We start from the raw sequence: 26,870 nt of genomic DNA, 5'->3' as shown, positions 1-26,870 counted from the left end.
TTCCAAATTTGCCTAATGCTTATTTTGGTTGGAGTTGTTGAAATACCAGTGCTTAATCATATTGATAAAATAAAATCAGCAGAGAGTTTCAAAAAGAATAAATTAAATGATTTTATCAATCAATCAGGGTTTATATTTAATGAAAAATAATTCATTAAATATATCTAATTAACTGAAATATTTAATTATATAAAAAATATGAAAACATTAGATTTAAATTTTATTTGCACTGCATTAAATTTACCGCAACCAGAAAATAACCAACCCATTAACCGCATCATCACAGACAGCCGACAAGCTCAATCAGGAGATTTATTTGTGGCATTGATTGGCGAAAATCATGACGCGCATGATTTTGTAGCAGACGTGTTGGCAAAAGGCGCGTTGGCGTTGGTGTCGCGTGATGATTTTGTTGGTGTTTCAGGCTGCCTGAAAGTTGATGACACTTTGATTGCATTACAAAAATTGGCGAAAGCTTGGCGTCAAGTCATTAATCCATTCGTATTTGGTATAACAGGTTCTAGCGGCAAAACCACCGTCAAAGAAATGTTGACGACCGTGTTGCGCGAAAAATTCGGCGCGGACGCGGTGTTAGCAACGGCTGGCAATTTCAATAATCACATTGGTTTACCGCTTACATTATTGAATTTACGCGAAAGTCATCGTTATGCTGTCATTGAAATGGGCATGAACCATTTTGGCGAATTGGCGGTTTTAACGCAAATTGCGCAGCCGAATGTCGCTCTTGTGAACAACGCAATGCGGGCGCATATTGGTTGCGGATTTAATGGCGTGGACGATATTGCACGCGCAAAAAGTGAAATCTATCAAGGCATTCAACAAGATGGTTTAGCAATTTTGCCAATTGATGATGCGAACTTACCGATTTTTCAGGCAGCCTGCAAAGATTTGGGGTTACAAACGCAAACATTTGGTTTTGCGCAAGGCGATATTCATGCAGAAAATGTGAAATTACAACCGCTTGTGAGTGAATTTGATTTGGTACAAGGTTCGGAGCGTGTTCACATTACATTACCTGTTGCGGGCAAACACAATGTGAGTAATGCGTGCGCGGCGGCAACTTTGGCATTGGCAGGCGGCGTAAAATTCACGGAAATTGCACGCGGTTTGGCGAATTTTGCGAACATTAAAGGACGTTTACAAGTCAAACACGGCATCAAAAACAGTACCATTTTAGATGACACTTACAATGCCAATCCCGACAGCATGAAAGCGGCATTAGATGTGTTGGCGAAAATGCCTGCGCCACATGTATTTGTGATGGGCGATATGGGCGAATTAGGCGAAAACGAAGCCCCTAAAATGCACGAAGAAATCGGCATTTACGCAAAAAATCTAGGTATTGAATTGGCGTATTTTGTTGGCGAAAACAGCGTTCAGGCAGCCGAAAAGTTTGGCGCGGACGGTTTATGGTTTGTGGATAAAGACCCGTTGATTTTGTCATTGACACATGATTTACCCGAAAATGCAAGTGTGTTGGTTAAGGGTTCGCGGTTTATGAAGATGGAAGAAGTAGTTGAGGCATTAGTGGTGGAAAATTAAGTTTCAAACTGCCTGAAAACAGAGGAAATCATGCAAGATGTAAACACTAAACATTCTAACCAAATGGTTGATTTTACTCGTGATTATGATGAAGAAGCGAAAGCGGTTTTGCGCCAAGTGGAACAGAATTTGCAAAATGGGCGCAAGCAAATTGTGTGGACAGTGTTGCAGCCTGCGAAAATTTTAGCTAGTAATTCAAATGTTTCTGCTAATAGAGTTAAATGGGGTAGCTTGGTAGGAACGGCTATTCCCTGTATTAGCTGGGTCATGATTGACAAATTTTTGTTGCACGAAATGATTAGCAAAGAAATGCCGCTGACGTATATAAATACATTGATTATTTTTATAGTTTTAGGCGTTTTACAATGGATTTTTATGCCGAAATTGATTAATCAGCAAATGAATCGAGCGCAACACACGGTGATTTATGTGCATTTGGATTTAATGCGCCAAATGGTCAGCGTGATGTCGCCTTTGCAACGTGGTGCGACGATTGCGCCATTTCATAGCCAAAGTTTGCTGCATAAATGGATAAAATTGCCCGCGTTCAGGCTGCCTGAAACGGAAAACGTAAAATATTCAGCGTTGCGTGATAAAGTGCAGCGGCAAATTACCGAGCGATGTGGGTTTGAGTTTAAGCAGGAAAAATAAATCACAGAGCAAACTTTATTTTGCTTGATTTATATTGATTCAGAATATTGGGCGATTTGTATTAAACGTGCAGGCTGCTTTTTAAACCAATTTTTAAATTAAATTTGTAAGGAATATAAGATGTTTTTATGGTTGGCTCAGTTGAGCGATTGGATTTCGGCGTTAAATGTTTTCCAATACACGACTTTTCGCGCGGTAATGGCGGCATTGACGGCTTTGATGTTTAGCTTACTGCTAGGACCTTGGACGATTCGTCAATTAACCAAATTAAAAATGCGACAACCCATTCGTACCGATGGTCCTAAAACACATTTAGTCAAAAATGTGCCAACTATGGGTGGCTCATTGATTTTAGCCACGATTGCGATTTCCACTCTGCTGTGGGGCAACTGGGCAAACGCCTATATTTGGATTTTGTTGGCGGTAACGTTGGCAACGGGCGCGCTGGGTTTTTACGATGACTGGCGCAAAGTGGTACATAGAGACCCCAATGGCGTGTCGGCAAAATTCAAAATGGTGTGGCAATCGGTGGTGGCTTTGGGCGCAGGCTTGGCGTTGTTTTTCTTGGCGGAAAACTCGGCAAACAATATTTTGATTGTGCCGTTTTTCAAGCAAGTGGCGTTGCCTTTGGGCGTGGTGGGCTTTTTGATTTTGAGCTATCTGACGATTGTTGGCACGTCTAACGCAGTCAATTTAACCGACGGTTTGGACGGCTTGGCATCGTTCCCCGTGGTGCTGGTGGCTGGCGGTTTGGCAATTTTTGCTTATGTAACAGGACACGCGCAATTTTCATCTTATTTACAACTACCGTATGTGGCTGGCGCGAATGAAGTGGTGATTTTCTGCGCGGCGATGTGTGGAGCATGTTTGGGCTTTTTATGGTTTAACGCTTATCCAGCGCAAGTATTCATGGGCGACGTGGGCGCGTTGGCATTGGGCGCGGCATTGGGTACGGTTGCCGTGATTATTCGCCAAGAATTTGTACTCGTGATTATGGGTGGCTTGTTTGTGGTGGAAGCGTTGAGCGTGATGCTGCAAGTGGGCTGGTATAAACGCACCAAAAAGCGCATTTTCCTAATGGCACCGATTCATCATCACTACGAGCAAAAAGGCTGGAAAGAAACGCAAGTGGTGGTGCGCTTTTGGATTATTACGATTATTTTGGTGTTGATTGGGTTGAGTACATTGAAAATTCGTTAATTATAGTGGATTAAATTTAGATTAGGACAAGGCGACAACGACCGCCGTGTAACGCTGTACTAATCTAAATTTAATTCACTATATTACCAAAGCAGCCTGCACTTTAAAATATGCAGGCTGCTTTTAATTATCACTAAATTATCTGGAATAAAACATGAATCCACACATCACAATCAATAATCGCAAAATCGGTGCAGATTACGCGCCCTACATCATCGCGGAAATGTCTGCCAACCACAACGGCAGCCTGCAAACCGCGTTCAAAATCATTGACGAAGCAAAAAAAGCAGGCGCGGACGCAGTTAAATTGCAAACCTACACCGCCGACACGATTACGCTCAACAGCCGCAATCCTGAATTTATGATTCAAACAGGCGGTTTGTGGGACGGTCAATCGCTGCACGAATTGTACGAAAAAGCGCATATGCCGTGGGATTGGCATAAACCCTTGTTTGAATACACAAAAGAGCAAGACATCACCATTTTCAGTTCGCCATTTGATTTTAGCGCGGTGGATTTGTTGGAAAGTTTGGACGCGCCAGCTTACAAAATCGCATCGTTTGAAGTCATTGATTTGCCATTGATTCGCTATGTCGCACAGACAGGCAAACCGATGATTATTTCCACAGGCATGGCGGACGCGGACGAAATTGCGGAAGCGATTGCCACTGCCAAAGACGCAGGCAACAAAGAATTGGTTGTTCTGCATTGCGTGAGTGGCTACCCTGCCCCTGCCGCCGACTACAATTTGCGGACTTTGCCCGATATGGCAGCGCGTTTTGGCACATTGGTGGGCTTGTCCGACCACACGCTTGACAACACAACGGCTGTGGCAAGCGTGGTTTTAGGCGCGTGTGTGATTGAAAAACATTTCACACTAGACCGAAACGGCGGCGGCGCAGATGACAGTTTTTCGTTAGAACCTGCTGATTTGCAAGCCCTTTGCCACGATACGAAAACGGCTTGGCAAGCGTTGGGCAACGTGGAATACGCGCTCAAATCCAGCGAACAAGGCAACGCGCAATTCCGCCGTTCGCTGTATTTCGTCAAAGACATGAAAGCGGGCGATGTGATTGATGAAACGTGCATTCGCAGCGTGCGCCCAGGTTTTGGTTTGTCGCCGAAATTTTACGATGAATTGATTGGCAAACGGGTTACGCAAGATATTGTTGCCAATACCAAAACTTCTTGGGATTGTGTTGCAAAATAAGTTTTCAAGCAGCCTGCACTTTGTATAGTAAAATGCAGGCTGCTTTGTTTATTTTTTGCCAATTAAATTATGAATCCAATCGCTTTACGCTGGCTTACTGTCATCATCATTCCGATTGCGCTGATTGCATGGTTTGCGCTTGCGCCAGCCAACAACCCAACCGACTATTTAATCAACGGCATTATTATGTCATGCGCTGCCGTTTTCTTGTTTAAATACATATTGGTTACGGCAATTATGGCGCGCCTGCGACAAGACATCACCACCAAAAAACACGCCCTATTCCAGCTCATTCCCATTGTGGGCTTTATCGCCTATATTGTCGTCTATTTCCTGCAATGAAAATCCTAAAAGACAGCTTCATCTACCTATTCGGCGAACTCTTTGCCAAAGCCCTGCCCTTTTTGCTGCTGCCCTATCTGACGCGCAAACTCGGCACGGCTGGATTTGGCGAATTATCGTATTATCAAACACTTGTATCACTATTGGCGATAGTATTCGGTTTAAGCCAAGACGGCGCACTCACGCGCTACTATTATTTTTACGGCAAACGCAATCTGCCTAACGTGATGATAACAGGCTATATTTACATTTTCGCCTTAACCGCGATTAGCCTGCTATTCACATGGCAACAACAATCGTTGGTACTCGCCGCCGTGATTTTTGCTGCCGCCACGCAAACCGTGTTAGGCAGCCAACTTGCCTATCGCCAATGCCAAAAACGCGCCCTAGCCTACACCGCCATTCAAATCGGCAGCGGCGTTTTGAGCAGCATTTTAACGGTTACTGCGCTAGAATTAACCACACAACAACCGATTACCATGCGTTTTACCGCGCTATTTGTGGCGAATGCAATTATCGCGCTAACCGCTTATTTTATCGTACAAAAAGAACGAAAACCACGCCTAACTTGGCAACGATTTTATTATTCAGCCAGCTATATTTTCGCGTTTGGCGTACCGCTACTGCTGCACCATGCAAGCGGCTTTGTCAAAGGACAACTCGACCGCATTGTGATTTACCAACAATACCCAGCCGAACAGCTCGGCATTTACGCCGCCGCACTGCAACTTGCCAGCATCGTTAGCGTGTTTTTAATGGCGGTAAACAAAGCCACCGTGCCGTATTATTATCAAGCACTCAAACAAAGCAGCCTGCACGCCACCAAAATACGAAAATGGGCATTATGCAGCCTATTGATTTCGCCGATTTTCGCCCTCATCGCATTCATGTTGCCCGAAGCGTGGTTTACATGGTTTTTGGGTGCGAACTACATCGGCACACAAAATTATATTTGCCTATTTTTGATTGGATTTGGTTTAACTATTCCCTATTATTTATTGGTGAATTATCTGTTTTACCACGCAAAAAACAAACTCATCGCCAGCATTTCGCTCATGTCCACAGGCGTGTATTTGGCGGCGTTGTTTGCCAGCGCATCGCTCGGCTTACAATGGATACCGTATGCCATGATTGCAGGCAACGTAGCGATTTTACCGATTTTGTATTACTTTGTACGCGAACCAAAATAATAGTGCAGGCTGCTTTGTGCTGACAAACCCCTGCAAAATCAGTTAAAATAGCACGTTTTTCGCAGGCAAAGCAACCTGCACTTTGGTAAACACAAATAGGATAAATGAAATGTCTAAATTGATTTTGGTATTGAACTGCGGTTCGTCTTCATTAAAAGGCGCGGTATTGAACAGCGAAAACGGCGATGTATTGTTGAGCTGCTTGGGCGAAAAATTGGGTTTGGCTGATGCCTACATCACGTTCAAAGTAAACGGTCAAAAAGAAAAAGTGGAATTGACCGCGCAACCTAACCACACAGGCGCAGTGGGTGCGATGTTGGACAAATTGAAAGCCATGGGCTTGGAAAGCCAAATCGGCGCAATCGGTCACCGTGTGGTGAGCGGTGGCGAAGAATACAGCGAATCAGTGTTGATTACTGACGACGTGATTGCTGCGATTGAAAAATGTATCCCACTCGCGCCATTGCACAACCCAGCAAACTTGTTGGGCATTCGCGCCGCACAAGACATTTTCAAAGGTTTGCCAAACGTGGCTGTGTTTGACACCGCGTTCCACCAAACCATGCCACAACACGCTTACACTTATGCCATTCCACGCAAGTTCTACCGCGATTTGGGCGTGCGCCGTTATGGTTTCCACGGCACAAGCTACCGTTTTGTGGCACACGAAGCCGCACAATTTTTGGGCGCAGACGAAAATAATCTGAAATTGGTCGTAGCGCATTTGGGCAACGGCGCGTCTATTGCAGGCATTCGCAACGGTAAATCGATGGACACCAGCATGGGCTTGACTCCGCTGGAAGGCTTGGTAATGGGTACACGCGCTGGCGATGTAGACCCTAGCGTGTTCTCATTCTTGGCAGACAATTTGAACTTGACCACACAACAAGTTACCGACATTTTGAACAAAGAAAGCGGTTTGTTGGGCATTTCTGAATTGTCTAGCGACTGCCGTGTGATTGAAGAAGAAGCATTGAGCGGACACGAAGGCGCAGTTTTAGCGTTGGAAATTTTCTCGTATCGTTTGGCGAAATATGTGGCTTCTATGGCGGTTGCGGCTGGCGGTTTGGACGCAGTGGTGTTCACAGGCGGCATTGGCGAAAATTCCGACATTATCCGCGAAAAAGTGTTGAACTACTGCGCGTTCTTGGGCTTAAACGTGGATAAAGATGCCAACATCGCTGCTCGTTTTGGCAAAGCAGGCATCATCACAACTGCGGATAGCAAAGTTAAAGCTGTGGTTATCCCAACCAACGAAGAATTGATGATTGCACAAGACACGGCGCGTTTGTCTGGCTTGTAATTGAATCGAAAAATGTAAAAAAGCAGCCTGCACTTTGGATTTATTCAAAAAGTGCAGGCTGCTTTTTATATGTTTTATAAACCAAACGGTGCAATATCGCCCTTCCCTTGTCGCACCAATTCCGTGCCATCGGTCATATCAATCACAGTCGTTGGCTCTGTGCCGCACCAACCGCCATCAATCACCAAATCCACCGAATGCTCCAAACGCTCGCGGATTTCGTATGGGTCGGATAACGGCTCATCGTCTTCGGGCAACATCAAAGTACACGACAACAACGGCTCGCCCAATTCGCGCAACAACGCCAGCGCAATCGCATTATCTGGCACGCGCAAACCAATCGTTTTGCGCTTTGGATGCAAAGTGCGATTGGGGACTTCTTTGCTAGCAGGCAAAATAAAAGTATATGCCCCAGGCGTGGTCATTTTAAGCTGGCGAAATTGGCTGTTGTCCACTTTGGCATACGTTCCCAGTTCGCTCAAATCGGCACAAAGCAGGGTTAAATGATGCTTTAAATCAATTTTGCGGATAGACAAAATGCGTTCCATTGCGGTTTTGTCGCCCAACTGGCACACCAGCGCGTAACAAGAATCGGTCGGCAGCACCGCCACACCGCCTTGACGCACGATTTCGCAGGCTTGCTTAATCAATCTTTCTTGCGGATTGTCGGGGTGAATCACAAACAGTTGCGCCATGGCTTGCTCCTAGTTTTCCGTTTTTAAGTAATGTTCCAAAATCGCCAAAGCATATTGCACGGCTTGTTGGCGTACTTGCTCGCGGTTGCCCGAAAATCGGTATTGCTTTGCCCAAATGCGGCGTTTGGTCGCAAAACCAAACCACACCGTGCCAACTGGTTTGTCTGCCGTGCCGCCATCAGGACCAGCAATACCCGAAATGCTCAACGCATAATCGCATTTGGACGCGATGAGTGCGCCCAATGCCATTTCGCGCACCGTTTCTTCGCTGACTGCGCCATAATGTCGCAAAGTGCTGTCATTCACGTTCAACAACTGGCGTTTGGATTGGTCGGAATAGGTGACAAAACTGCGCTCAAAATAGGCGGAACTGCCTGCCACGCTGGTCAAAGCTACCGACAATAAGCCGCCTGTGCACGATTCGGCGCAGGTAACGGTTTGTTTGCGCTCGGTTAAGGTTTTCGCAATGTATTCAATTCGTGTCATAAAAATCGTTTATCCAAATTCAAGCAACCTGCAATGTGGGGACATCTTCATCAAAACTGCAAATAATCATTTTAAAATCAATATTTTTATCGGTTTGTTTGCCACGCATACTGTCTCGGCTCGCCTGCACAAATCGCACATGGGTAAAGTATTTGTTTGCCGATACTTCGGGCAATACGTCTTCATCTTTCACGATTTCGATGCTCAACAAATGCACGCTTTGCGCCAAGCGATTGTGTTCATAATTGCCCTGCACGGCTTTGCAATCCAGCACTCTTTGATTAGCGCGCAAAATTTCCAGCAACAAATTAGTGGCGTGATAAGTTGGCATCATCACTTGACTCCAACGATGCAAATCTTCGCGTCTTTGTTGTGCAGGCTGCTTTTGCCAAAAATAATAGCTGGGCAATTCTACGGGCGTTGTACCACCTGCCACCACAATGCGCTGTTTCAACGCCATTAGCCACTCATTTTCGCGGATATGTTGCCCGAATTTTTGTTGCACATCTTGCAAATCTTGCGAAGTTTTTTGAATTCTGTCCAACAACGCGCGGTTACCCTTGTTGCGAACCGCCTGTCGCTGGCGTTCCAATTCCTGCAAAATATCCAGTTTCAGTTCCGCTCTGGACGAGCAATCCATAATCTCAAACAAGCTGCTCAACGCCACATGGTGCGACCATTTGTCATCACTTTGCATGGTGTGATTGAAACGATTGAACAGGTGTTCAATACGAATAAGACTGCGAACGCGCTCTGAAAGTGGGTGGTCAAAACGTAGCATTTATTTTTTTCCTATTGATATATAGTGAAATGAAATCGCAGTAGTACGACGTTACCAACGTCCTTATGTGCTATTTGCACACGGCGGACGTTGTCGCCTTGTCCTATTTTTATTTCATTTCACTACAATTTGGCTATATTTTTGATGCAGCTTTTCCACCGCATCGCGTAAATCGTGCAGGCTGCTTGTATTGTCTAAATAATCGTCTGCGTATTGTAAACGCTCGCTGTCGCTTGCCTGCGCCTGCATAATGGCGCGAACCGCCGCTTCTGTCAAACCGCTGCGCTGCATCACGCGCTCAATCCGCACTTTTTCATCGCAACCGACCACCAAAATACGCAACACCAACTGCTGAAAAGTTGGGTGTTCAATAAGCGTGGGGACTTCAATCACGCCATAAACCGCATTGGTGCAGGCTGCTTGGGCGATTTGAATATCTTGCAAAATCAAAGGGTGCAAAATGCCTTCCAAACGCTGCCGTGCTTGCGTGTCGGCAAACACGATTTCGCGCATTGCCGCACGGTCAAGGCAGCCTGCACTATCCAAAACCTGCGTGCCAAATTCGGCGGCAATTTGCTGCATTGCCGTGCTGTTGGGCGTTTGCGTTAATTGTTTGGCGACTTTGTCTGCGTCTATCACAGGCACGCCCAACAAAGCAAAACAGGCAGCGACCTGTGATTTGCCGCTGCCGATTCCGCCTGTTAATCCAATCCAAGCTGTCATGTCAGAAACCCGACCCAGTGAGCCAAGCTGTTACGCCACGCATCACCACATCGTAAAACAAAAAGACCAACCAGCCGGCAACGCCCAAACACGGGCCGTATGCCATTGGCTGTTCTTTGCCAATGCCCCGAATAATGGCAACCACCAAAAACACCATCGCCGCAGCAAAAATCACCACAGGCAAAATCCATGCACCCAGCCACGCACCAATCGCAGCCAGCATTTTGAAATCGCCTGCGCCCATGCCGTCCACGCCACGAATTAGTTTATAGGTTTGCGACAGCGTCCACAGACTCATGTAGCCAATCAACATGCCCCAAACCGATTGCGTTAGCGGAATGAAGCCTGTAAGCAAGTTAAACAACAAGCCCCAGCGCATCAATGGAATGGTTAAGTCATCGGGCAAAAGTTGGGTGTCGGCATCAATAAAGGTCATGGCAACGACATAAGCGGTAAACAAACACGCGCCTACGGTGTACCAAGTCCAGCCATACTTGAATGCCATTACCGCAAACAACACGCCTGTGAGTAGTTCTACCAAAGGATAGCGAATGCTAATGGGTTTGTGGCAGCCTGCACATTTGCCACGCAACATCAACCAGCTCAACACAGGAATGTTTTGCCAAGGACGCACGGCTGAACCGCAGTTGCCACAACGCGATGGCGGTGTCATCAAGTTGAATGTGCCTGACACAGCACGGTTTAAGCCAAAGTGTTCGCGCAGACCTTGTTCTACGGATGCAGGCTGCTTTTGCCAAAATTCATCGTTGATATTGAGTTGCTCGCAGGCTGCTTCTGTCCAATCGCGGTTAAGCATCACGGGCAGCCGATAAATGACCACATTTAAAAAGCTGCCGATGAGTAAGCCGAAAAGTAGCGCAATCCAAATTTCCAAATTGTTCATATACGCTAACTTTATGCCACTACATTACCCAAGTTAAACAATGGCAAGTACATTGCGACCAGAATCACACCAATGATACCGCCTAATACCACCATAATGATGGGTTCCATCAAAGATGACAACATTCCCACCGCAGCATCAACTTCGTCTTCATAGAATTCAGCGGTTTTGTTTAACATATCATCCAACGCGCCAGATTCTTCACCAATGGAAGCCATTTGCACTACCATGTTCGGGAATAAATTAGTTGCCTGCATACCCGATGTCAAAGAAATACCTTGGTTTACTTTGGAACGAATTTCGCGAGTGGCTTCTTCGTAAATAATATTACCTGCTGCACCAGCTACCGAATCCAATACTTCCACCAATGGCACACCCGCAGTAAATAAGGTTGCAGTAGTACGTGCCCAACGTGCAATCGTTGCTTTACGAACAATATCACCAAAAATTGGCGTTTTTAACAACCATGTATCCACTTTTTTCTGGAACGCATGAGATCTCTTATGGAATTGAATCAGCGCAACCACACCGCCAATCAAAGCCAAAATAATCAACCAACCAAATTCCACAAACGCATTGGAAATATTCATCATAAATTGCGTCAACGGTGGCAATTCTGCGCCCATGCTACTGTACACCTTACCAAACTCTGGCAACACGAACATCATCATCACAATCACCAAGGCAACCGCCACCACCACAATAGAAATTGGGTAAGTCAAAGCCGATTTCACTTTTTTCTTAATCGCTTCGGTTTTTTCTTTATAGGTTGCCAGTTTGTCTAACAAGCCTTCCAATACACCGCCTGCCTCACCTGCGGCAACCAAGTTGCAATAGAATTTGTCAAAATATTTAGGGTGCTTAGCAAACGAATCGCCCAATGCTTCACCTTGTTCCACATCGTTGCGAATTTCCATCAGCATGGCAGTCATAGATGCATTGGCATGACCTTTTGCCACAATATCAAACGCTTGCATCAATGGTAAACCTGCTTTCATCATGGTAGAAAGTTGGCGCGTAAACACCGCAATGTCGGCAGAAGTAATTTTCTTATCTTTTGCCTTTTTCATTTTAGTCAGTTGCAACACCTTAATTTGGCGACGCGCTAACTTCTGACGTGCTTCGTCTTCATTTTTAGCAATCACTTCGCCACGTACGATTGAATCGGTACTTAAATTGCGACCTTCAAACTGGTAGCGATTGCCTTTTTCTTTCTTAACAGGCTTGGCAGCCGCTGCTTTTTTTACAGATGCTTTTTTAACAGGTTTTTTTGCAGCCATGTTATTTCCTTTAAATAATAATTAAAATACAAATAGATAATCAAAATTACTCGTTAGTTGTCGCAATCACTTCTTCCAAAGTGGTTACACCTTGCATCACTTTGAGCAAGCCAGAACGGCGCAAATCGCACAAACCTTCTTCATAGGCAATGTTAGCAATATCCACTTCTGTACCGCCTTTCATGATAACGGCTTTCATTTTTTCCGTCATCGGCATCACTTCGTACAAGCCTGCACGACCTTTGTAGCCTTTGCCTTTACACGCATCACAACCTACGGCACGATACATTGTCCAATCTTTTGCCAAATCTTCGTCAGTAAAACCTGCATCGCGCAATACATTTTCAGGCGGACGTTCCATTGGGGCTTTACACGCGCTGCACAAACGACGTGCCAAACGCTGCGCCATAATCAAGTTCACTGCCGATGCAATATTAAACGGCGCAACACCCATGTTCAACATACGCGACAAGGTGGCTGGGGCATTGTTGGTGTGCAAGGTTGAGAACACCATGTGACCTGTTTGTGCGGCTTTAATCGCAATATCGGCTGTACCCAAGTCACGAATCTCACCAATCATGATGATGTCTGGGTCTTGACGCAAGAATGCTTTTAGCGCAGCTTCAAAAGTTAAGCCTTGTTTGTCGTTTACGTTTACTTGATTGATGCCTGGTAAGTTAATCTCCGCAGGGTCTTCCGCGGTGGAGATGTTTACGTCATCGGTATTCAAAATGTTTAAGCAGGTGTAAAGCGATACGGTTTTACCCGAGCCTGTAGGCCCTGTTACCAGCACCATGCCGTATGGACGATAAATCGCGTCCATAATCAATTTTTTCTGGAAGTCTTCAAAACCCAGTTGGTCAATGTTCAAGCTGGCGGCATCGGAGTTCAAAATACGCATCACGACTTTTTCGCCAAACAAACACGGCATGGTGTTCACACGAAAGTCAATCGCTTTGGTATTTTTAGAAAATTGCAACTGAATACGTCCGTCTTGTGGGACGCGCTTTTCAGAAATATCCAGTTTCGCCATTACCTTGATGCGCGATGCCAGCTGGCTACGCAATGCCAATGGTGGCTGTACGATTTCGCGCAACTGACCGTCTGTACGGAAACGCACACGCGCCATAAATTCATAGAACTCAAAGTGAATATCGGACGCACCCGATGTCACGGCATCGTGCAGAATTTTTTGAATGAAACGGGCAACAGGGCCGTCCTCTTCTTCTTCGCCATCCACAATCATGCCTGTTTGGGCTTGTGCTTCTTGCAGGCTGCTGTCCATGCCCATTTCTTTAAGCAGGCTGCTATTGCTTTGACCAAACCATTCCAACACGGTATTTAATTGATCATCGCGCACAATCACTAAATCAATCGCCAAGCCGCTGCTGAACACGACTTTTTGCAAATTTTGGATATTGGTTGGGTCAGACACCGCCAAATACAATTTTTTACCACGCTTAAACAATGGAATGCAGCGCAATTCCATCATTTGCGATTCATCCAAAATATCAGGGACGATTTTGCTGCGTGGGAAGAAGTTTAAATCCAACATCGGATAGTTAAACATGGTGGCACACAGCTCTGCCAAGTCTTCTGGTGTAATCAGCTTGTCGGCAAAAATGGAAGCCAAAATCGGTTTATCGGCTTTAATCGCTTCTTGATATTTGGCTAAATTCTCTTGTGGTACGAGTTTTTTCTGTACCAAAATTCGCAATAAACCTGCGCTCATGGGATCGTTCCTATGCTACGAAGCAGCGTGTTTGCGCTACTTAAAATAAAGTCAACAATAGTGGCGATTATACAAGATAATCGCCACTCTGTTAGTTTAATGCAGAAAATGTAAAGTTTTTGTGCATATCACGTTTCATCTGCACAACACAAATCCGCTTTTTTGGCAAAAGCAGCCTGCACTTTTTATGTGTTTTGCAAACAGGTCTGTTCTAAACGCAACAAATCGTCCAACGTCTCGCGCTGGCGAATCACGCGCACATTATCGCCTTGCACCAACACTTCGACGGCGCGGCAACGGGTGTTATAATTGCTCGCCATGCTTGCGCCATACGCACCTGCGCTGCGAACCAGCAACACATCGCCTTGTTCTGCCACGATTTCGCGGTTTTGCGCCAAAAAGTCGCCTGTTTCGCAAATTGGGCCAACCACATCGGCAAACATTGCAGGCTGCTTTTTATCGCTCGCGTTTTCAATGTGATGATAGGCTTGATACAAAGCTGGGCGCATTAAATCATTCATCGCTGCGTCCACAATCACAAAGTTTTTCTCTTCGCCTTGTTTGATAAATTCGACGCGCGTTAGCAATGTGCCTGCGTTGCCCACCAAGCTGCGACCTGGCTCTAACACCAAGCCCAAATCGCGCCCTGCCAACAATTTTTGCACGGCTTGAGCGTATTCTGCCAAATCGGGCGTTTGTTCGTCTTTGTACACAATGCCGACGCCGCCGCCCAAGTCAATATGTTGCAACACAATGCCCTGCGCTGCCAATTTGTCCACCAACAGCAACATGCGCTCGCACGCTTCCACCAACGGCGACAAATCGGTTAATTGCGAACCGATGTGGCAATCAATGCCGACCACGTTCAAATGTTGCAGGCTGCTTGCGTGTTGATACGCGCGTTCTGCGTCCGCCATCGCAATGCCAAATTTGTTTTCTTTCAAGCCTGTGGAAATATACGGATGCGTTTTCGCGTCCACATCGGGGTTGATTCGCAACGACACAGGCGCGATTTTGCCTAAACGCGCTGCCACTTCGTTCAATCTGTCCAATTCGGGCAAACTTTCTACGTTAAAGCACTTAATGCCTGCGTTGAGCGCGAATTCCATTTCCGCCACGCTTTTGCCCACGCCCGAAAAAATAATCTTGTTTGCCGCGCCACCTGCTGCCAGCACTCGCGCAATTTCGCCACCCGACACCGTGTCAAAACCGCTGCCCAGCTTGGCAAAATGCTGAATAATGCTCAAATTGCTGTTGGCTTTAATCGCATAACAAATCAATGACTTGCTTGATTCAAATGCCTGTTCATAGGCGCGATAGGCTTGGGTCAGCGCATTTTCGCTGTACACATAAAGTGGCGTGCCGAATTGGTTTGCCAGTTGTTCAAAAGAGACGTTTTCGCAGGTTTTCATTATTTTTTCTCGGTTGGATTGGTTGGTGTGCGTTTAAAATCGATGCCTGTTTGGATTGCACCGAATTTAGCATCGTCATTTTCTTTGGGTAGATACAAATCGCCCTTAAAACCGCAAGCGACAAGTTGTAAAGATAAAAGTAAATAAGCAATATTTTTCATAATAATCACAAAATTTAGGGGAATAAAAAAGTGCAGGCTGCTTTAAAAACTGGCAAAATGCGCGACATTTTAAATTATTTGGAAACATAAATCATGACCGAAACCGAATTTTTGCAACATTCTGACGCGCTGTTCGCCCACATTGAAAACGAATTGGATAACTACGATTTTGATTGCCTGCCTGCTGGCAACGTGCTGACGATTGAAGCCGACGATGGCACGCAAATTATTGTGAACCGCCACACGCCCAACCAAGAATTGTGGATTGCAGCCAAAAGCGGCGGCTATCATTTTGCCTACCAAAATGGCGCATGGCTGGCAACACGCGACCAAAGCGAGTTTTTTGCGGTGCTAAACGAAGCGTTGAGCGCGGCATTGGGCGAGCGTGTGGTGATTCCTGCTTTTGTGGCGTAATTAAATATAGTGGATTAAATTTAGATTAGGACAAGGCAACAACGACCGCCGTGTACAGCTAGTACATAAGGGAGTTGGCAACGCTGTACTAATCTAAATTTAATTCACTATAAAAGCAGCCTGCACTTTAAAATCACAAGGATTAAACCATGAATACCAACAACTTAAACCGTGCGATTGATTTGCCTGAACCGATTGCAGGCTGCTTTTTTCGTGCCAACTGGGTTACGCCCAAAAACGTGAAAACGCTGATTAGCACGCGCAATGGCGGTGTGAGCCAGCCACCATTTGCCAGCTTAAACGTAGGCGCACATGTGGGCGATAACCCTGCTGCTGTCGCGCAAAATCGCGCCATTTTGCAACAACACGTTCCTGTGCCGATGGTGTATCTGAATCAAACGCACAGCACCGATGTGGTGCAGGCTGCTTTGTGTGTGGACACGCTTGCCGATGCCGATGCGTCTTGGGACGATTCAGGGCGCGTGGCGTGTGCCGTGATGACTGCCGATTGCCTGCCTGTGCTGTTTTGCGACCACGCAGGCACAGTGGTAGCCGCAGCACACGCAGGCTGGCGTGGCTTGGCAAATGGCGTGTTGCAACAAACGATTGACGCCATGAAAGTCGCGCCCACCGAGATTATGGCGTATCTTGCCCCCGCGATTGGCGCAGAAGCCTTTGAAGTCGGGCAAGACGTATGGGACGCTTTTTGCACCGAGCTACCACAAGCCAGCAATGCCTTTGAGCCGATTGGCAACGGCAAATATTTGGCGGACATTTATGCGTTGGCGCGGTTGATTTTGCAACACGAAGGCGTTACCCAAATTTCGGGCGGCGAACATTGCACCGTGTTGGAGCGCGACACGTTTTTCTCGTATCGTCGCGATGGGCAAACGGGGCGTATGGTTAACGCGATTTGGTTGGAAAAATAGCAAAAGCAGCCTGCACTTTCAATCCCCAAAGTGCAGGCTGCTTTTTATCGGTTAAACGCCTTTTTTATCCAAATAGCTTTCGTAATCGCCCAAGTAATATTCATAACCACCTTTGCCGTCCAATTCAATAATTTGCGTGGCAAGAGACGACACAAATTGACGGTCATGCGACACAAAAATCAACGTGCCTTTGTATTTTTCCAACGCCATGTTCAGCGATTCAATGCTTTCCATGTCCATGTGGTTAGTCGGCTCGTCCATGATTAACACATTGGTTTTCAACAACAAAAGTTTGCCATACAACATACGACCTTTTTCGCCACCCGACAACACTTTCACTTTTTTCACCACGTCATTGCTGCCGAACAACAAACGCCCCAACGTGCCGCGAATCACTTGTTCATCATCACCTTCCTGACCCCATTGGCGCATCCACTCACTCAAATCCATATCGCAATCAAAATCTTTTTCGTGGTCTTGCGGATAGTAGCCAACTGTCGCTTTTTCCGCCCATTTAATCGTGCCAGCATCGGGCGTAACACCATCTGCATATTCGAGATTGAACGCGCCTGCCAACAATTTCAACAACGTGGATTTACCCGAACCATTCGGGCCGATAATCGCCAAACGCTGACCTGCTTCCATAATGTAAGACAGCTTTTCAAACAATGTCTTATCAAACGATTTCGCCAAATTTTCCACTTCAACGGCTTGACGGTGCAATTTATTTTTCTCGTCCATTTCAAAGCGAATAAACGGATTTTGACGGGTAGAAGGTTTGACTTCCACCATTTCCGCTTTGATTTTGTCGGCTTGTTTCAGGCGGCTGGTTGCTTGACGCGCTTTGGATTTGTTCGCAGAGAAACGCGCCACAAATTCTTGTAATTCTTGCAATTTTTCTTTGGCTTTGGCATTATCTTTCATCGCACGTTCACGCGATTGAGCCGATGCCAACATATAATCATCGTAATTACCAGGGTAAATCGTAATCGTGTTGTAATCCAAATCCGCCATGTGGGTGCAAACTTCGTTCAAGAAGTGGCGGTCATGGCTGATGATAATCATGGTGCTATCATATTGATTCAACATGTTTTCCAGCCAACGAATCGTGTTAATGTCCAAGTTATTCGTAGGCTCGTCCAGCAGCAAAACATCTGGTTTGGAAAACAAGGCTTGTGCCAACAATACACGCAATTTAAACCCCGGAGCCACTTCTGCCATGGTCGCGTTGTGCAAAGATTCTTCAATGCCCACACCCAGCAGCAATTCGCCTGCACGAGCCTCCGCCGTGTAGCCGTCATATTCCGCAAATTTTGCTTCCAATTCAGCCGCGTGCATATAATCGTCTTCGGTCGCTTCCAAATTGGCGTAAATCGCATCACGTTCGGTCATCGCCGCCCACATTTCAACGTGTCCCATCATCACGACATCTAACACGCGCATGTCTTCGTAAGCAAATTGGTCTTGCTTCAATTTACCCAAACGCACGCCGTTTTCAATCGCAACTTCGCCCGAAGTTTGCTCCAAATCGCCGCCCAAAATTTTCATGAATGTGGATTTACCCGAGCCATTCGCGCCAATCAAGCCGTAGCGATTGCCTTCGCCAAATTTAACCGATACGTTTTCAAACAATGGCTTTGCGCCAAATTGCATGGTGATGTTGTTGGTAGAAATCATGTTATTGTTTACCTGTTTACAAAATAAAAAAACGGCGCGATTTTATCACAAAAGCAGCCTGCACTTTCTGTTTCCAAAAAATGCAGGCTGCTTTGTTATTCAAACTCATCGCACCCAAGAACGCGGATTAATCGCTCTGCCACGATAGCGCAATTCAAAATACAAACCTTGTTCGCCTGCTGGCAATGTGCCGCTTGTGCCAATGTTTTGGCGTGCGCCCACACGGCTGCCATTGCTGACGGCAATTTGGCTCAACCCTGCATAGGTGGACATATAGCCATCGCCGTGGTCAATAATCACGGTGTTGCCAAAGCCACGCAAATTGGCGGCATAGGCGACCGTGCCTGCTGCAACGCTTTGTACGCCAGACGATGCCGTCTCAATAAACAAGCCGTTCCAAGTGCCGCCTGTTGCACGTGTGCTGCCGTAGCTGCCTGCCACGCGCCCCGATGTTGGCATCGGCAAATTGCCTTGACGATTGCCGACATTGCTTTCCACAGGTTTTGGCTCTGGTTTGGGTTCGGGTTTGATGACTGGCGGCGCGGCTGCCAATTCGGCTTCGCTCAACTCGTTTTGCGCTTTGGCTGCTTGTTCTACACGTTGTCGTGCGGCTTGGGTACGCGCTTCGGCTTCGGCGCGGCGTTGTGCGCTTTGACGCGACATAATGCCTGCTACCACGCTGTTTAGGCGTTGTTCGTCTTCGCGCAGTTGTGCCAATCGGCTGCGGCTGCTTGCCATTTCTTGATTCAATTTTTGACTGGTGGCTTGCGCTTGGCTGCGCGTTTGTCCCAGTTGCTGCATTTTTTGTTGTTGCTCATTTACCAAGGCTTGCAGTTTGGCAACTTGGTCATTGACGGCTTTTTCTTGTACTGCCAACTCTTTTTCCTGCACCGCTAATTTTTGAATCACTTGGTCGTTGGATTGATTGATTAAGCGCGTGTAAGTCAAAAATCGGCTTTTTTGATTGGAATCGGCGTTTTTCAAAAACAACGCCACCGCGTGTGGCTGGCGATTGCGATAGTTCGCCACCAACAAACGAGCGATTTGCGCTTTGCTGTTGGCGATTTCGGCTTGCAATTTAGACAAATCGCCCTGCAATTTTTGTAAGCGTTGCCATGCGACTTCACGGCGACGGTTCATTGCGATCAATTCACGCTGCGCGGCTGCCAATGCGGCTTTGGCTTGTGCCAAGGTTTGCTGCGCCTTGCGATGCGCTTCTTGCTTAACAGCCAAATCTTTTTGCGTGGCATCAATCGCTTGGCGAATGTTTTGTAATTTGCTGCTTGATGCTTCGGGCGCGGTATCGGGTGCAGCTTGCACGACTGTTCCCATCAACAAAAAAACCGCGCCAATCCATGCTGTGATTTTCATAACACTGTATTCAAATTCATAAAAAAGAACGCATTATATAAGCAAAACAGGTTTACACCAATTTTGTTCATGCCAAACAAAGTGCAGGCTGCTTTTTTAGCGTTTTCGCGTATAATTACGCTATTTTTTTTCACTATTTGCATTGTTGGCATTTTGTTTACGCAAAAAGCAGCCTGCACTTTCTATCTGTATTATGAAACCCAGTATTTTAGACAAACTCCAAACCCTAGCCGACCGATTGGAAGAAGTAACCGCCTTGCTCGGTTCGCCCGAAGCCACAGCAAACATGGACACTTACCGCAAACTCAACCAAGAACACGCGGAATTGACCCCAATCGTGGAAACCTACCAACAATATCGCCAAGCCGAAAGCGATTTGACGGACGCGCAAGAAATGTTGTCTGACCCCGACATGAAAGAATTTGCCGCCGAAGAAATTGAAGCCACCAAAATCAAAATTGAACAGCTTGATTTTGAATTACAAAAATTGCTGCTGCCCAAAGATGCGGACGATGATAAAAATATTTTCATTGAAATTCGCGCAGGCACAGGCGGCGATGAAGCGGCATTATTTGCAGGCGATTTATTGAGAATGTATAGCCGATTTGCCGAGCGCAATCGTTGGCAAACGGAAATCGTGTCCGCCAGCGAAAGCGATTTGGGCGGCTATAAGGAAGTGATTGTGCGTTTAATCGGTTTGGGTGCGTACAGCAAATTGAAATTTGAATCGGGCGGACACCGTGTTCAGCGTGTGCCAGCAACCGAAAGCCAAGGGCGCATTCACACGTCCGCGTGTACCGTTGCTGTGATGCCCGAAGCGGACGAATTGGAAGAAATTCAGTTAAATCCCAATGATTTACGCATTGATACATTCCGCGCAAGTGGCGCAGGTGGTCAGCACATCAACAAAACGGATTCCGCGATTCGCATTACCCACTTGCCCACAGGCATGGTGGTGGAATGCCAAGACGGTCGCAGCCAACACGCCAACAAAGCGCAAGCGATGAAAGTTTTGGCGGCGCGTTTGAACGACAAGCAAAAACGCGAAGCCCAAGCCAAAGAAGCCGCCGAGCGCAAATCGTTGATTGGTAGCGGCGACCGTAGCGAGCGCATTCGCACGTACAATTATCCGCAAGGGCGCGTAACCGACCATCGTATCAATTTGACCTTGCATAAATTGGATTTTGTGATGGACGGTGATATGGAAGAAATTACCAGCGCGTTGATTGCGGAACATCAGGCGGAATTGTTGGCGGCAATGGGGGATTAAAGCAAAAAGCAGCCTGCATATTTGATGCAGGCTGCTTTGAAAGGGAAAATCATGAAGAAATATTTGACTGGATTATGCTTGGCAATTTGGCATTTATTGATGCCTAATTCTGCGTTGGCGCAAAAGCCCATTCAGCAGCCTGAAATATCCACAATTTCTGATAATCCGATTGCATTTGGTTTTAAAGCAAATTGGTTAGCCATTCAATCGGATTCAGCCGAAACGGTTTTGCAAAAATTGCCTGTTCAATGATATGGAATAATTTTCAGGCAGCCTGAAAGGAATATCATGCAAAATTCATCATTACCCAAATGGTTTTGGAAATTGCTGCCGTTTTTAACTGGTCGCCAATCGGCAGCCGATTTTGAACAATGGCTAAATACGGATTGCGCGAAAAATCATTTTCCCGATGAAATTTATACAAAATTGTGGTGGGTGAATTATCGTGGTAATCAAGTGAAAAATGATATTCTTCAAATAATTAGTAATCAATATGGGCATGATGAAAAAATGCTTGTTATCCGAGAAATGCTAGATTTACTAGCAAATAAATTAGATTATTTGAAAATAGATAGTCCAGTTTGGGAAATTTTGCCGTTTTCTACTGAATATCAAGAAAATTTATATAGCATGATATTGGTGCGTAGCGAAATAGAAATGTTTATTGATAATGAAAATATGCAAAAAATTTATCATCAAAAGACTGCAGAATTTTTCGCTAAATTATGCGATGCGTTGGCAAATGATAGAGTTTTGCCTGAATTGCCAATAATGGGAAATTAGCTTTTCAGGTAGCCTGAAAGGAAAATATCATGCAAATTATCCAAAAATGGATTGGATTTTTAAATCAATCGTTTGATGTACCTGATGATTTTGATAATTTAGCGAATGATATAGTGGATTAAATTTAGATTAGGACAAGGCGACAACGACCGCCGTGTACATCTAGTACATAAGGGAGTTGGCAACACTGTACTAATCTAAATTTAATTCACTATAAAATCAACCAATTATTTTCAGGTTCTGACGATGATATTTTGTTAGAACCAGATGTTCAGATAATTTAAAATCCACCTATTAACTAATTTAAAAACAGAAAGAGACTTTTAAAAAATGGCAGTTATCATCACCACCCCAGAAGAACAAGACAAAATGCGTGAACTCGGTCGTTTGGTTGCCGAAGCATTGGATTATATTGGCGATTTTATCAAACCAGGCATCACCACCAACGAAATTGACAAACTGGTTTACGATTACCATGTAAACGTACAAGGCGGCTACCCAGCACCTTTGCACTACGGCAATCCGCCGTATCCAAAATCATGCTGCACATCAGTGAACCACGTGATTTGCCATGGCATTCCAGACGACAAACCGCTCAAAGAAGGCGACATCATCAATATCGACTTAACCATCAAAAAAGACGGTTTCCACGGCGACAGTAGCCGTATGTTTGCAGTGGGCAAAATCAGCCCACAGGCACAACGCCTGATTGACGTAACCCACGAATCCATGATGGCAGGCATTGCTGCTGTGAAATCAGGCGCAACTTTGGGCGACGTTGGTTACGCGTGTCAGCAAGTGGCTGAAAACGCAGGTTATTCTGTGGTGCAGGAATTTTGTGGACACGGCATTGGGCGTGAATTTCACTGCGAACCGCAAGTGCTGCACTACGGTCGCAAAGGCACAGGTTTGGTGCTGAAACCCGGTATGATTTTCACGATTGAGCCGATGATTAACCAAGGTAAACGCCACCTGCGCATTTTGGACGACGGCTGGACTGTTGTTACCAAAGACCGCAAATTGTCCGCACAATGGGAACACGAAGTTTTGGTAACCGAAACAGGGTGCGAAATTTTGACGATTTCTCCGCGTACAGGTCGTCCATAAAACACTTTCAGGCTGCTTGATATTTTCAGGCAGCCTGAAAATATGAAATCAATAAATATGTTATACATCAAAAACTTAATCTATTGGACTATTCTCCCCCTTTCTATGCCTATTATGTTCATCTGCGTGATTTTCGCGCTGCCGTTTGACAAAGGCGTGAACAAAGTCGGCTTGGCATGGGTGAAAATGCTGCTTTGGGTGCTGAAAAACATCGTGGGGCTGAACTATGTGGTGCGTGGCGCAGAAAATATCCCCAGCACGCCGTCTATCATTTGCGCGAAACACCAAAGCGGCTGGGAAACGCTGGCGTTGCAAGAAATTTTCCCATTGCAAATCTATGTCGCCAAAAAAGAATTGTTCAACATTCCCTTTTTTGGCTGGGGCTTGAAACTGGCGAAAACCATCGGCATCGACCGCAAAGCAGGTGCGAAAGCCACGCAAATGTTGTTGGAACAAGGTATGGCGCGTAAAAACGAGGGCTTTTGGATTGCGATTTTCCCTGAAGGCACGCGCATGCCTGCTGGCGAGCGCGGTCGCTATAAATTGGGCGGCGCGCGCATGGCAAAATTGTTTGAAATGGATTTGGTGCCTGTGGCATTGAACAGCGGCGAATTTTGGCCGCGCAACTCGTTTTTGAAACACCCTGGCACGATAACCGTTGTGATTGGTGAGCCGATTTCGCACACTTTAGGCAATGAAGTCGAGCTCACTCGCGCTTGCGAAACGTGGATTGAAGCGCAGCAAGAAAAGATTTCGGGTGTAGGGCCGTTTGCCAAGCGTGATTAAATCAAACAACAAAAAGTGCAAGCTGCTTTTAAATATCCAAGCAGCCTATTTAAAAGCAGCTTGCACTTTGTTATAGTGGATTAAATTTAGATTAGGACAAGGCGACAACGACCGCCGTGTACAGCTAGTACATAAGGGAGTTGGCAACGCTGTACTAATCTAGATTGGTGGTGTCCTGAAAAGTGTGCTGTAAAACTAAACAATGCCAAAGTGAATATCAAAGAAAGCTAAATCAAAAACTTTCTTGTGATAAAACATACTTTTAGAAAAACAACACGTTTTTCTAAACGCTCGCCTTACTTTGTGCCGTAAACGACAGTTATTACCCTCAATGCCAACTGTGTGTTGCTTACCAACTAGATGCCATTCTTCATTTGAAAAGACATTTAAAAATGCAGCCCAGTCGTCGGTCGCCATTCTGTCATAGGTTACACGCAACTCTTTCAAACGCCGTTTGAGTGCTCGCGCTGTTGCTAAATCGCGCTTACCCCAAACGTAAGCGACAATTTCGCCACTTTCTCTGTGATAGGCATAGACTAGCCACACTTTATTAGACTTGTTACCGACAAATGTCCAAAACTCGTCTATTTCAAGTGTAGGGTAATGTTTTTGTTTAGGAAATGGCTCAAACTCATGGCGTTTTAAAGCAGCCTGAACTTTGTCTTTGCTGTAACCCGTAATTGCTGCAATATCGCGAATACCACAACCTCTAACGGTCATTCTCCAAACCTGTTCATCAGCTTTGGAATGACAACCCTTATAGGTAAGGTTATGGTCGCCAATAAAATTACGACAAAAATCTTTGCAAAAATATTTTTGTTTACGATTGCCAGAGTAGCCATTTTTCTTTATATTTTGTCCTTGGCAGCGAGGACAAGTTAGAGTTATTTCTGTTTTCACACACTCAAATATACTCTGTTTTCGCTGCTTTTTTATTGCTTATTTTTTTACAGCACACTTTTCAGGACACCACCTCTAAATTTAATTCACTATATTTCTATTAAACGTGGAAACTCTCGCCACAACCGCAGCTTTCTTTCACATTCGGATTTTCAAATTTAAAGCCCTCTTGCAAACCTTCTTTTTGATAATCCACTTGCGTACCGTCCAAATAAACCAAACTTTTTGGGTCGATAAACACTTTCACGCCATCTTGTTCAAAAACCGTGTCTTCGGCTTGCACTTCGTCCACAAATTCCAATGTGTACGCCATGCCCGAACAGCCGCTGGTTTTAACACCAATGCGAATGCCCTCGCCTTTACCGCGTTTTGCCAAGAAATTTTGAATGTGTTGAGCCGCATTTTGCGTTACTGTAATCATCGTTTTTTCCTTGATTTTTTGATTGAATAATGTGCAGGCTGCTTTTAAACACCCAAGCAGCCTGCGCCCTATTTACGCGCCTTGTTTTTTCTTGTAATCCGCAACGGCGGCTTTAACCGCGTCTTCTGCCAAAATTGAGCAGTGGATTTTCACCGGTGGCAATTCCAATTCTTCTGCGATTTCGCTGTTTTTGATTGCCAACGCTTCGTCCAAAGATTTGCCTTTTACCCATTCGGTAATCAAGCTAGAAGACGCAATCGCCGAACCGCAACCATAGGTTTTGAATTTGGCATCTTCAATCACGCCTTGTTCGTTTACCTTGATTTGCAATTTCATCACGTCGCCACAAGCAGGTGCGCCAACCATGCCTGTGCCGACATCGTTGTCGTCTTTGTTGAATGAACCGACGTTGCGTGGGTTTTCGTAGTGGTCAATCACTTTATCGCTATATGCCATGATGTATGTTCCTTGTGTTTTGTTTATAAAGGTTTTTGTTAATAAAAAGGTTTCAGGCCACCTGAAAACCAACGTAGTGAGTTTCCGCGAAGCTGAAATTATTCAATGCGCCGCCCACAATGGTTTGCGTTTGCGGAAAAGTGGTGTTCACGTTTTCCAAGCGCGAAATGCTGTGTATCAGTGCCACAATGTTTTTCTTGGCAAGAAAACGGTTTTGGGCAAGGGTTAGTGTGAATTTATTTTGCATGGTTTTTATTTTAATGATGCCGTCTTAAATCTTAAAGGGCATTTATGCTGCCTGAAAATAATTTCAATCATGTAGGTTGTTGAAAGCCATTTACAAATTTCAAATATTGAAAATCACCTTCATCAGTCTCTGTTTCTTTTTGAAATTTTAAATATTCAAATAATTTTTGTGAAGGAATATTATCTTTATCAACAATAGCTTCAAAATAAATTCCTTCTTTTATATTATTACGTAAAATAATTTCACTAGCAAAAATATCTAAACAATCCGCAACAAAAATTTTAGCTAATCCTTGATTTTGATATTTTTCTAAAACAGCGCAACCTATTTGAAATACAGCTTTACCATCAAAATAAGGTTCAACAGGGGCTACTTGACATATAGCTCTAACTTCACTTTTAAATCTTGGCGATACCTTACTTGGGATAATGAAAGCATAAGTAAATCTTGGAATTCCATTAGGTCTGTCAAATTCTAAATAATAATTTTTATTTGGATTAATTAATTTTGGAATAATCCTCTTTTTATTGAATTCTTCTTGAAAGCTAATTAAAGCTACGTATGGATTTATAGTAGTCATAACATTGTTTTACTCTAAATATACATTTTAAATTCAGGCTACCTGAAAACTAAGAGCCTGTATTCACAAACAACTATTTGATAAATCTTAATATTTGTGAAATATACCCTAGTTTAACAAAATTTTCAGCAGATAAATTCGTCTGCTCAAAATCTTTTGCTAAACGTCCAGACCAACCTAACCATGCAAACGTTCGTTCTACAATCCAACGTTTGGGCAGAATATGCCAAGAAATATCTTGAATTCTCTTTGAAATCTCAACAGTTAAACCCAATTGCTCTGATACTTCACGCTCA

Annotated in this window: 30 protein-coding genes and 1 pseudogene; 14 read left to right on the top strand and 17 right to left on the bottom strand. The window is 45.1% G+C overall.

Features of this window, described 5'->3' with window-relative positions; all coding sequences use genetic code 11:
- Positions 1-198 precede the first annotated feature (198 nt).
- The 7 genes from BQ5809_RS05150 (at position 199) to BQ5809_RS05120 (ending at position 7,459) form a co-directional block, all read left to right on the top strand.
- Positions 199-1,563, top strand: coding sequence for a UDP-N-acetylmuramoyl-tripeptide--D-alanyl-D-alanine ligase (locus BQ5809_RS05150; protein WP_003787805.1), 1,365 nt, complete (start codon positions 199-201; stop codon positions 1,561-1,563).
- 30 nt (positions 1,564-1,593) lie between these two features.
- On the top strand, positions 1,594-2,214 hold the full coding sequence (locus BQ5809_RS05145; RefSeq protein ID WP_003787803.1) for a hypothetical protein: 621 nt from the start codon (positions 1,594-1,596) through the stop codon (positions 2,212-2,214).
- A 120-nt stretch (positions 2,215-2,334) separates the two neighbouring features.
- The gene (gene mraY / locus BQ5809_RS05140; RefSeq protein WP_003787801.1) at positions 2,335-3,414 is read left to right on the top strand and encodes a phospho-N-acetylmuramoyl-pentapeptide-transferase; all 1,080 of its coding nucleotides are present in this window, start codon (positions 2,335-2,337) and stop codon (positions 3,412-3,414) included.
- 154 nt (positions 3,415-3,568) lie between these two features.
- Positions 3,569-4,624 carry a pseudaminic acid synthase gene (pseI, locus tag BQ5809_RS05135; protein WP_003787799.1) on the top strand — a complete coding sequence of 352 codons (1,056 nt, stop codon included), beginning with the start codon at positions 3,569-3,571 and terminating at the stop codon, positions 4,622-4,624.
- 69 nt (positions 4,625-4,693) lie between these two features.
- Positions 4,694-4,966 (top strand): hypothetical protein, encoded by a 273-nt coding sequence (locus BQ5809_RS05130; protein WP_003787798.1) that lies wholly within the window; start codon positions 4,694-4,696, stop codon positions 4,964-4,966.
- Positions 4,963-6,156 (top strand): oligosaccharide flippase family protein, encoded by a 1,194-nt coding sequence (locus tag BQ5809_RS05125; protein ID WP_003787796.1) that lies wholly within the window; start codon positions 4,963-4,965, stop codon positions 6,154-6,156. Before BQ5809_RS05130 ends, BQ5809_RS05125 begins: the two co-directional genes overlap by 4 nt.
- A 109-nt stretch (positions 6,157-6,265) precedes the next feature.
- Entirely contained in the window at positions 6,266-7,459 is a 1,194-nt protein-coding gene (locus tag BQ5809_RS05120) for an acetate kinase (protein WP_003787791.1), read from the top strand.
- Positions 7,460-7,533: 74 nt separating this feature from the next.
- Here the strand turns inward: BQ5809_RS05120 and BQ5809_RS05115 are convergent, their stop codons facing one another.
- From BQ5809_RS05115 to lptM, 9 genes are all read right to left on the bottom strand, one after another.
- On the bottom strand, positions 7,534-8,154 hold the full coding sequence (locus tag BQ5809_RS05115; protein WP_003787790.1) for an L-threonylcarbamoyladenylate synthase: 621 nt from the start codon (positions 8,152-8,154) through the stop codon (positions 7,534-7,536).
- A gap of 9 nt (positions 8,155-8,163) precedes the next feature.
- Positions 8,164-8,640 carry a nicotinamide-nucleotide amidase gene (gene pncC / locus BQ5809_RS05110; protein WP_003787789.1) on the bottom strand — a complete coding sequence of 159 codons (477 nt, stop codon included), beginning with the start codon at positions 8,638-8,640 and terminating at the stop codon, positions 8,164-8,166.
- A gap of 19 nt (positions 8,641-8,659) precedes the next feature.
- Complete coding sequence (gene zapD / locus BQ5809_RS05105; protein WP_003787787.1) at positions 8,660-9,421, bottom strand: cell division protein ZapD; 762 nt, start codon at positions 9,419-9,421, stop codon at positions 8,660-8,662.
- A gap of 114 nt (positions 9,422-9,535) precedes the next feature.
- Positions 9,536-10,144, bottom strand: coding sequence for a dephospho-CoA kinase (gene coaE / locus BQ5809_RS05100; protein ID WP_003787784.1), 609 nt, complete (start codon positions 10,142-10,144; stop codon positions 9,536-9,538).
- A gap of 1 nt (position 10,145) precedes the next feature.
- On the bottom strand, positions 10,146-11,048 hold the full coding sequence (locus BQ5809_RS05095) for a prepilin peptidase (RefSeq protein ID WP_003787782.1): 903 nt from the start codon (positions 11,046-11,048) through the stop codon (positions 10,146-10,148).
- 11 nt (positions 11,049-11,059) lie between these two features.
- Positions 11,060-12,328, bottom strand: a complete 1,269-nt coding sequence (locus BQ5809_RS05090) for a type II secretion system F family protein (RefSeq protein WP_003787779.1) — start codon at positions 12,326-12,328, stop codon at positions 11,060-11,062.
- 46 nt (positions 12,329-12,374) lie between these two features.
- Entirely contained in the window at positions 12,375-14,060 is a 1,686-nt protein-coding gene (pilB, locus tag BQ5809_RS05085) for a type IV-A pilus assembly ATPase PilB (RefSeq protein WP_003787777.1), read from the bottom strand.
- A 185-nt stretch (positions 14,061-14,245) separates the two neighbouring features.
- Positions 14,246-15,472 (bottom strand): diaminopimelate decarboxylase, encoded by a 1,227-nt coding sequence (gene lysA / locus BQ5809_RS05080; RefSeq protein WP_003787776.1) that lies wholly within the window; start codon positions 15,470-15,472, stop codon positions 14,246-14,248.
- Positions 15,472-15,633 carry an LPS translocon maturation chaperone LptM gene (gene lptM / locus BQ5809_RS11135; RefSeq protein WP_003787775.1) on the bottom strand — a complete coding sequence of 54 codons (162 nt, stop codon included), beginning with the start codon at positions 15,631-15,633 and terminating at the stop codon, positions 15,472-15,474. Before lptM ends, lysA begins: the two co-directional genes overlap by 1 nt.
- Before the next feature lie 90 nt (positions 15,634-15,723).
- Between lptM and cyaY the strand changes: the two genes are divergently transcribed.
- Both cyaY and pgeF read left to right on the top strand, forming a co-directional pair.
- Positions 15,724-16,047 (top strand): iron donor protein CyaY, encoded by a 324-nt coding sequence (gene cyaY / locus BQ5809_RS05075; protein ID WP_099046165.1) that lies wholly within the window; start codon positions 15,724-15,726, stop codon positions 16,045-16,047.
- Between the two features lie 149 nt (positions 16,048-16,196).
- Positions 16,197-16,976 (top strand): peptidoglycan editing factor PgeF, encoded by a 780-nt coding sequence (gene pgeF, locus BQ5809_RS05070; protein ID WP_003787769.1) that lies wholly within the window; start codon positions 16,197-16,199, stop codon positions 16,974-16,976.
- 51 nt (positions 16,977-17,027) lie between these two features.
- Here the strand turns inward: pgeF and BQ5809_RS05065 are convergent, their stop codons facing one another.
- Both BQ5809_RS05065 and BQ5809_RS05060 read right to left on the bottom strand, forming a co-directional pair.
- Positions 17,028-18,653 carry an ABC-F family ATPase gene (locus BQ5809_RS05065; protein WP_003787766.1) on the bottom strand — a complete coding sequence of 542 codons (1,626 nt, stop codon included), beginning with the start codon at positions 18,651-18,653 and terminating at the stop codon, positions 17,028-17,030.
- Between the two features lie 105 nt (positions 18,654-18,758).
- Positions 18,759-20,024: a murein hydrolase activator EnvC family protein gene (locus BQ5809_RS05060; RefSeq protein ID WP_003787765.1), complete on the bottom strand. Its 1,266-nt coding sequence runs from the start codon at positions 20,022-20,024 to the stop codon at positions 18,759-18,761.
- Positions 20,025-20,217: 193 nt separating this feature from the next.
- Between BQ5809_RS05060 and prfA the strand changes: the two genes are divergently transcribed.
- From prfA to BQ5809_RS05035, 5 genes are all read left to right on the top strand, one after another.
- A complete protein-coding gene (prfA, locus tag BQ5809_RS05055) occupies positions 20,218-21,294 on the top strand; it encodes a peptide chain release factor 1 (RefSeq protein ID WP_032827773.1) in 1,077 nt (358 codons plus the stop codon).
- A gap of 51 nt (positions 21,295-21,345) precedes the next feature.
- Positions 21,346-21,546 carry an acyl-phosphate glycerol 3-phosphate acyltransferase gene (locus BQ5809_RS05050; RefSeq protein ID WP_223877602.1) on the top strand — a complete coding sequence of 67 codons (201 nt, stop codon included), beginning with the start codon at positions 21,346-21,348 and terminating at the stop codon, positions 21,544-21,546.
- Between the two features lie 36 nt (positions 21,547-21,582).
- Positions 21,583-22,077 carry a hypothetical protein gene (locus BQ5809_RS05045; protein ID WP_003787757.1) on the top strand — a complete coding sequence of 165 codons (495 nt, stop codon included), beginning with the start codon at positions 21,583-21,585 and terminating at the stop codon, positions 22,075-22,077.
- A gap of 330 nt (positions 22,078-22,407) precedes the next feature.
- Positions 22,408-23,184, top strand: coding sequence for a type I methionyl aminopeptidase (gene map / locus BQ5809_RS05040; RefSeq protein WP_003787755.1), 777 nt, complete (start codon positions 22,408-22,410; stop codon positions 23,182-23,184).
- 57 nt (positions 23,185-23,241) lie between these two features.
- Positions 23,242-23,970 (top strand): lysophospholipid acyltransferase family protein, encoded by a 729-nt coding sequence (locus tag BQ5809_RS05035; protein WP_032827772.1) that lies wholly within the window; start codon positions 23,242-23,244, stop codon positions 23,968-23,970.
- 195 nt (positions 23,971-24,165) lie between these two features.
- Here the strand turns inward: BQ5809_RS05035 and BQ5809_RS05030 are convergent, their stop codons facing one another.
- From BQ5809_RS05030 to BQ5809_RS05005, 6 genes and pseudogenes are all read right to left on the bottom strand, one after another.
- A complete protein-coding gene (locus tag BQ5809_RS05030; protein WP_071461625.1) occupies positions 24,166-24,870 on the bottom strand; it encodes an IS1 family transposase in 705 nt (234 codons plus the stop codon).
- A 100-nt stretch (positions 24,871-24,970) separates the two neighbouring features.
- Positions 24,971-25,291 (bottom strand): iron-sulfur cluster assembly protein IscA, encoded by a 321-nt coding sequence (iscA, locus tag BQ5809_RS05025; RefSeq protein WP_003787750.1) that lies wholly within the window; start codon positions 25,289-25,291, stop codon positions 24,971-24,973.
- Between the two features lie 72 nt (positions 25,292-25,363).
- Complete coding sequence (gene iscU, locus BQ5809_RS05020) at positions 25,364-25,747, bottom strand: Fe-S cluster assembly scaffold IscU (protein WP_003787748.1); 384 nt, start codon at positions 25,745-25,747, stop codon at positions 25,364-25,366.
- Positions 25,748-25,799: 52 nt separating this feature from the next.
- Positions 25,800-25,994, bottom strand: a complete 195-nt coding sequence (locus tag BQ5809_RS05015) for a hypothetical protein (protein WP_032827771.1) — start codon at positions 25,992-25,994, stop codon at positions 25,800-25,802.
- A 67-nt stretch (positions 25,995-26,061) separates the two neighbouring features.
- Positions 26,062-26,574: a GNAT family N-acetyltransferase gene (locus tag BQ5809_RS05010; RefSeq protein ID WP_003787744.1), complete on the bottom strand. Its 513-nt coding sequence runs from the start codon at positions 26,572-26,574 to the stop codon at positions 26,062-26,064.
- A gap of 73 nt (positions 26,575-26,647) precedes the next feature.
- A pseudogene (locus BQ5809_RS05005) lies at positions 26,648-26,870 on the bottom strand (hypothetical protein); the annotation flags it as partial.

It is taken from the genome of Kingella kingae ATCC 23330 (genome assembly GCF_900111845.1).
GTDB lineage: Bacteria > Pseudomonadota > Gammaproteobacteria > Burkholderiales > Neisseriaceae > Kingella > Kingella kingae.
The sequence above is the reverse complement of the archived record's forward strand: the minus strand, read 5'-3'. Positions and strand labels throughout refer to the sequence as shown.

Excerpts from the sequence above, each read along its gene's own strand:
- map (WP_003787755.1), top strand. The coding sequence starts at position 22,408 with ATGGCAGTTATCATCACCACCCCAGAAGAACAAGACAAAATGCGTGAA.
- BQ5809_RS05065 (WP_003787766.1), bottom strand. The coding sequence starts at position 18,653 with ATGATTTCTACCAACAACATCACCATGCAATTTGGCGCAAAGCCATTG.
- pilB (WP_003787777.1), bottom strand. The coding sequence starts at position 14,060 with ATGAGCGCAGGTTTATTGCGAATTTTGGTACAGAAAAAACTCGTACCA.
- BQ5809_RS05060 (WP_003787765.1), bottom strand. The coding sequence starts at position 20,024 with ATGAAAATCACAGCATGGATTGGCGCGGTTTTTTTGTTGATGGGAACA.
- BQ5809_RS05120 (WP_003787791.1), top strand. The coding sequence starts at position 6,266 with ATGTCTAAATTGATTTTGGTATTGAACTGCGGTTCGTCTTCATTAAAA.
- prfA (WP_032827773.1), top strand. The coding sequence starts at position 20,218 with ATGAAACCCAGTATTTTAGACAAACTCCAAACCCTAGCCGACCGATTG.
- BQ5809_RS05095 (WP_003787782.1), bottom strand. The coding sequence starts at position 11,048 with ATGAACAATTTGGAAATTTGGATTGCGCTACTTTTCGGCTTACTCATC.
- BQ5809_RS05035 (WP_032827772.1), top strand. The coding sequence starts at position 23,242 with ATGTTATACATCAAAAACTTAATCTATTGGACTATTCTCCCCCTTTCT.
- coaE (WP_003787784.1), bottom strand. The coding sequence starts at position 10,144 with ATGACAGCTTGGATTGGATTAACAGGCGGAATCGGCAGCGGCAAATCA.
- pncC (WP_003787789.1), bottom strand. The coding sequence starts at position 8,640 with ATGACACGAATTGAATACATTGCGAAAACCTTAACCGAGCGCAAACAA.
- lysA (WP_003787776.1), bottom strand. The coding sequence starts at position 15,472 with ATGAAAACCTGCGAAAACGTCTCTTTTGAACAACTGGCAAACCAATTC.
- pseI (WP_003787799.1), top strand. The coding sequence starts at position 3,569 with ATGAATCCACACATCACAATCAATAATCGCAAAATCGGTGCAGATTAC.
- lptM (WP_003787775.1), bottom strand. The coding sequence starts at position 15,633 with ATGAAAAATATTGCTTATTTACTTTTATCTTTACAACTTGTCGCTTGC.
- BQ5809_RS05015 (WP_032827771.1), bottom strand. The coding sequence starts at position 25,994 with ATGCAAAATAAATTCACACTAACCCTTGCCCAAAACCGTTTTCTTGCC.
- zapD (WP_003787787.1), bottom strand. The coding sequence starts at position 9,421 with ATGCTACGTTTTGACCACCCACTTTCAGAGCGCGTTCGCAGTCTTATT.
- BQ5809_RS05115 (WP_003787790.1), bottom strand. The coding sequence starts at position 8,154 with ATGGCGCAACTGTTTGTGATTCACCCCGACAATCCGCAAGAAAGATTG.
- pgeF (WP_003787769.1), top strand. The coding sequence starts at position 16,197 with ATGAATACCAACAACTTAAACCGTGCGATTGATTTGCCTGAACCGATT.
- BQ5809_RS05045 (WP_003787757.1), top strand. The coding sequence starts at position 21,583 with ATGCAAAATTCATCATTACCCAAATGGTTTTGGAAATTGCTGCCGTTT.
- BQ5809_RS05130 (WP_003787798.1), top strand. The coding sequence starts at position 4,694 with ATGAATCCAATCGCTTTACGCTGGCTTACTGTCATCATCATTCCGATT.
- BQ5809_RS05010 (WP_003787744.1), bottom strand. The coding sequence starts at position 26,574 with ATGACTACTATAAATCCATACGTAGCTTTAATTAGCTTTCAAGAAGAA.
- BQ5809_RS05050 (WP_223877602.1), top strand. The coding sequence starts at position 21,346 with ATGAAGAAATATTTGACTGGATTATGCTTGGCAATTTGGCATTTATTG.
- iscU (WP_003787748.1), bottom strand. The coding sequence starts at position 25,747 with ATGGCATATAGCGATAAAGTGATTGACCACTACGAAAACCCACGCAAC.
- BQ5809_RS05125 (WP_003787796.1), top strand. The coding sequence starts at position 4,963 with ATGAAAATCCTAAAAGACAGCTTCATCTACCTATTCGGCGAACTCTTT.
- BQ5809_RS05145 (WP_003787803.1), top strand. The coding sequence starts at position 1,594 with ATGCAAGATGTAAACACTAAACATTCTAACCAAATGGTTGATTTTACT.
- mraY (WP_003787801.1), top strand. The coding sequence starts at position 2,335 with ATGTTTTTATGGTTGGCTCAGTTGAGCGATTGGATTTCGGCGTTAAAT.
- BQ5809_RS05090 (WP_003787779.1), bottom strand. The coding sequence starts at position 12,328 with ATGGCTGCAAAAAAACCTGTTAAAAAAGCATCTGTAAAAAAAGCAGCG.
- BQ5809_RS05150 (WP_003787805.1), top strand. The coding sequence starts at position 199 with ATGAAAACATTAGATTTAAATTTTATTTGCACTGCATTAAATTTACCG.
- iscA (WP_003787750.1), bottom strand. The coding sequence starts at position 25,291 with ATGATTACAGTAACGCAAAATGCGGCTCAACACATTCAAAATTTCTTG.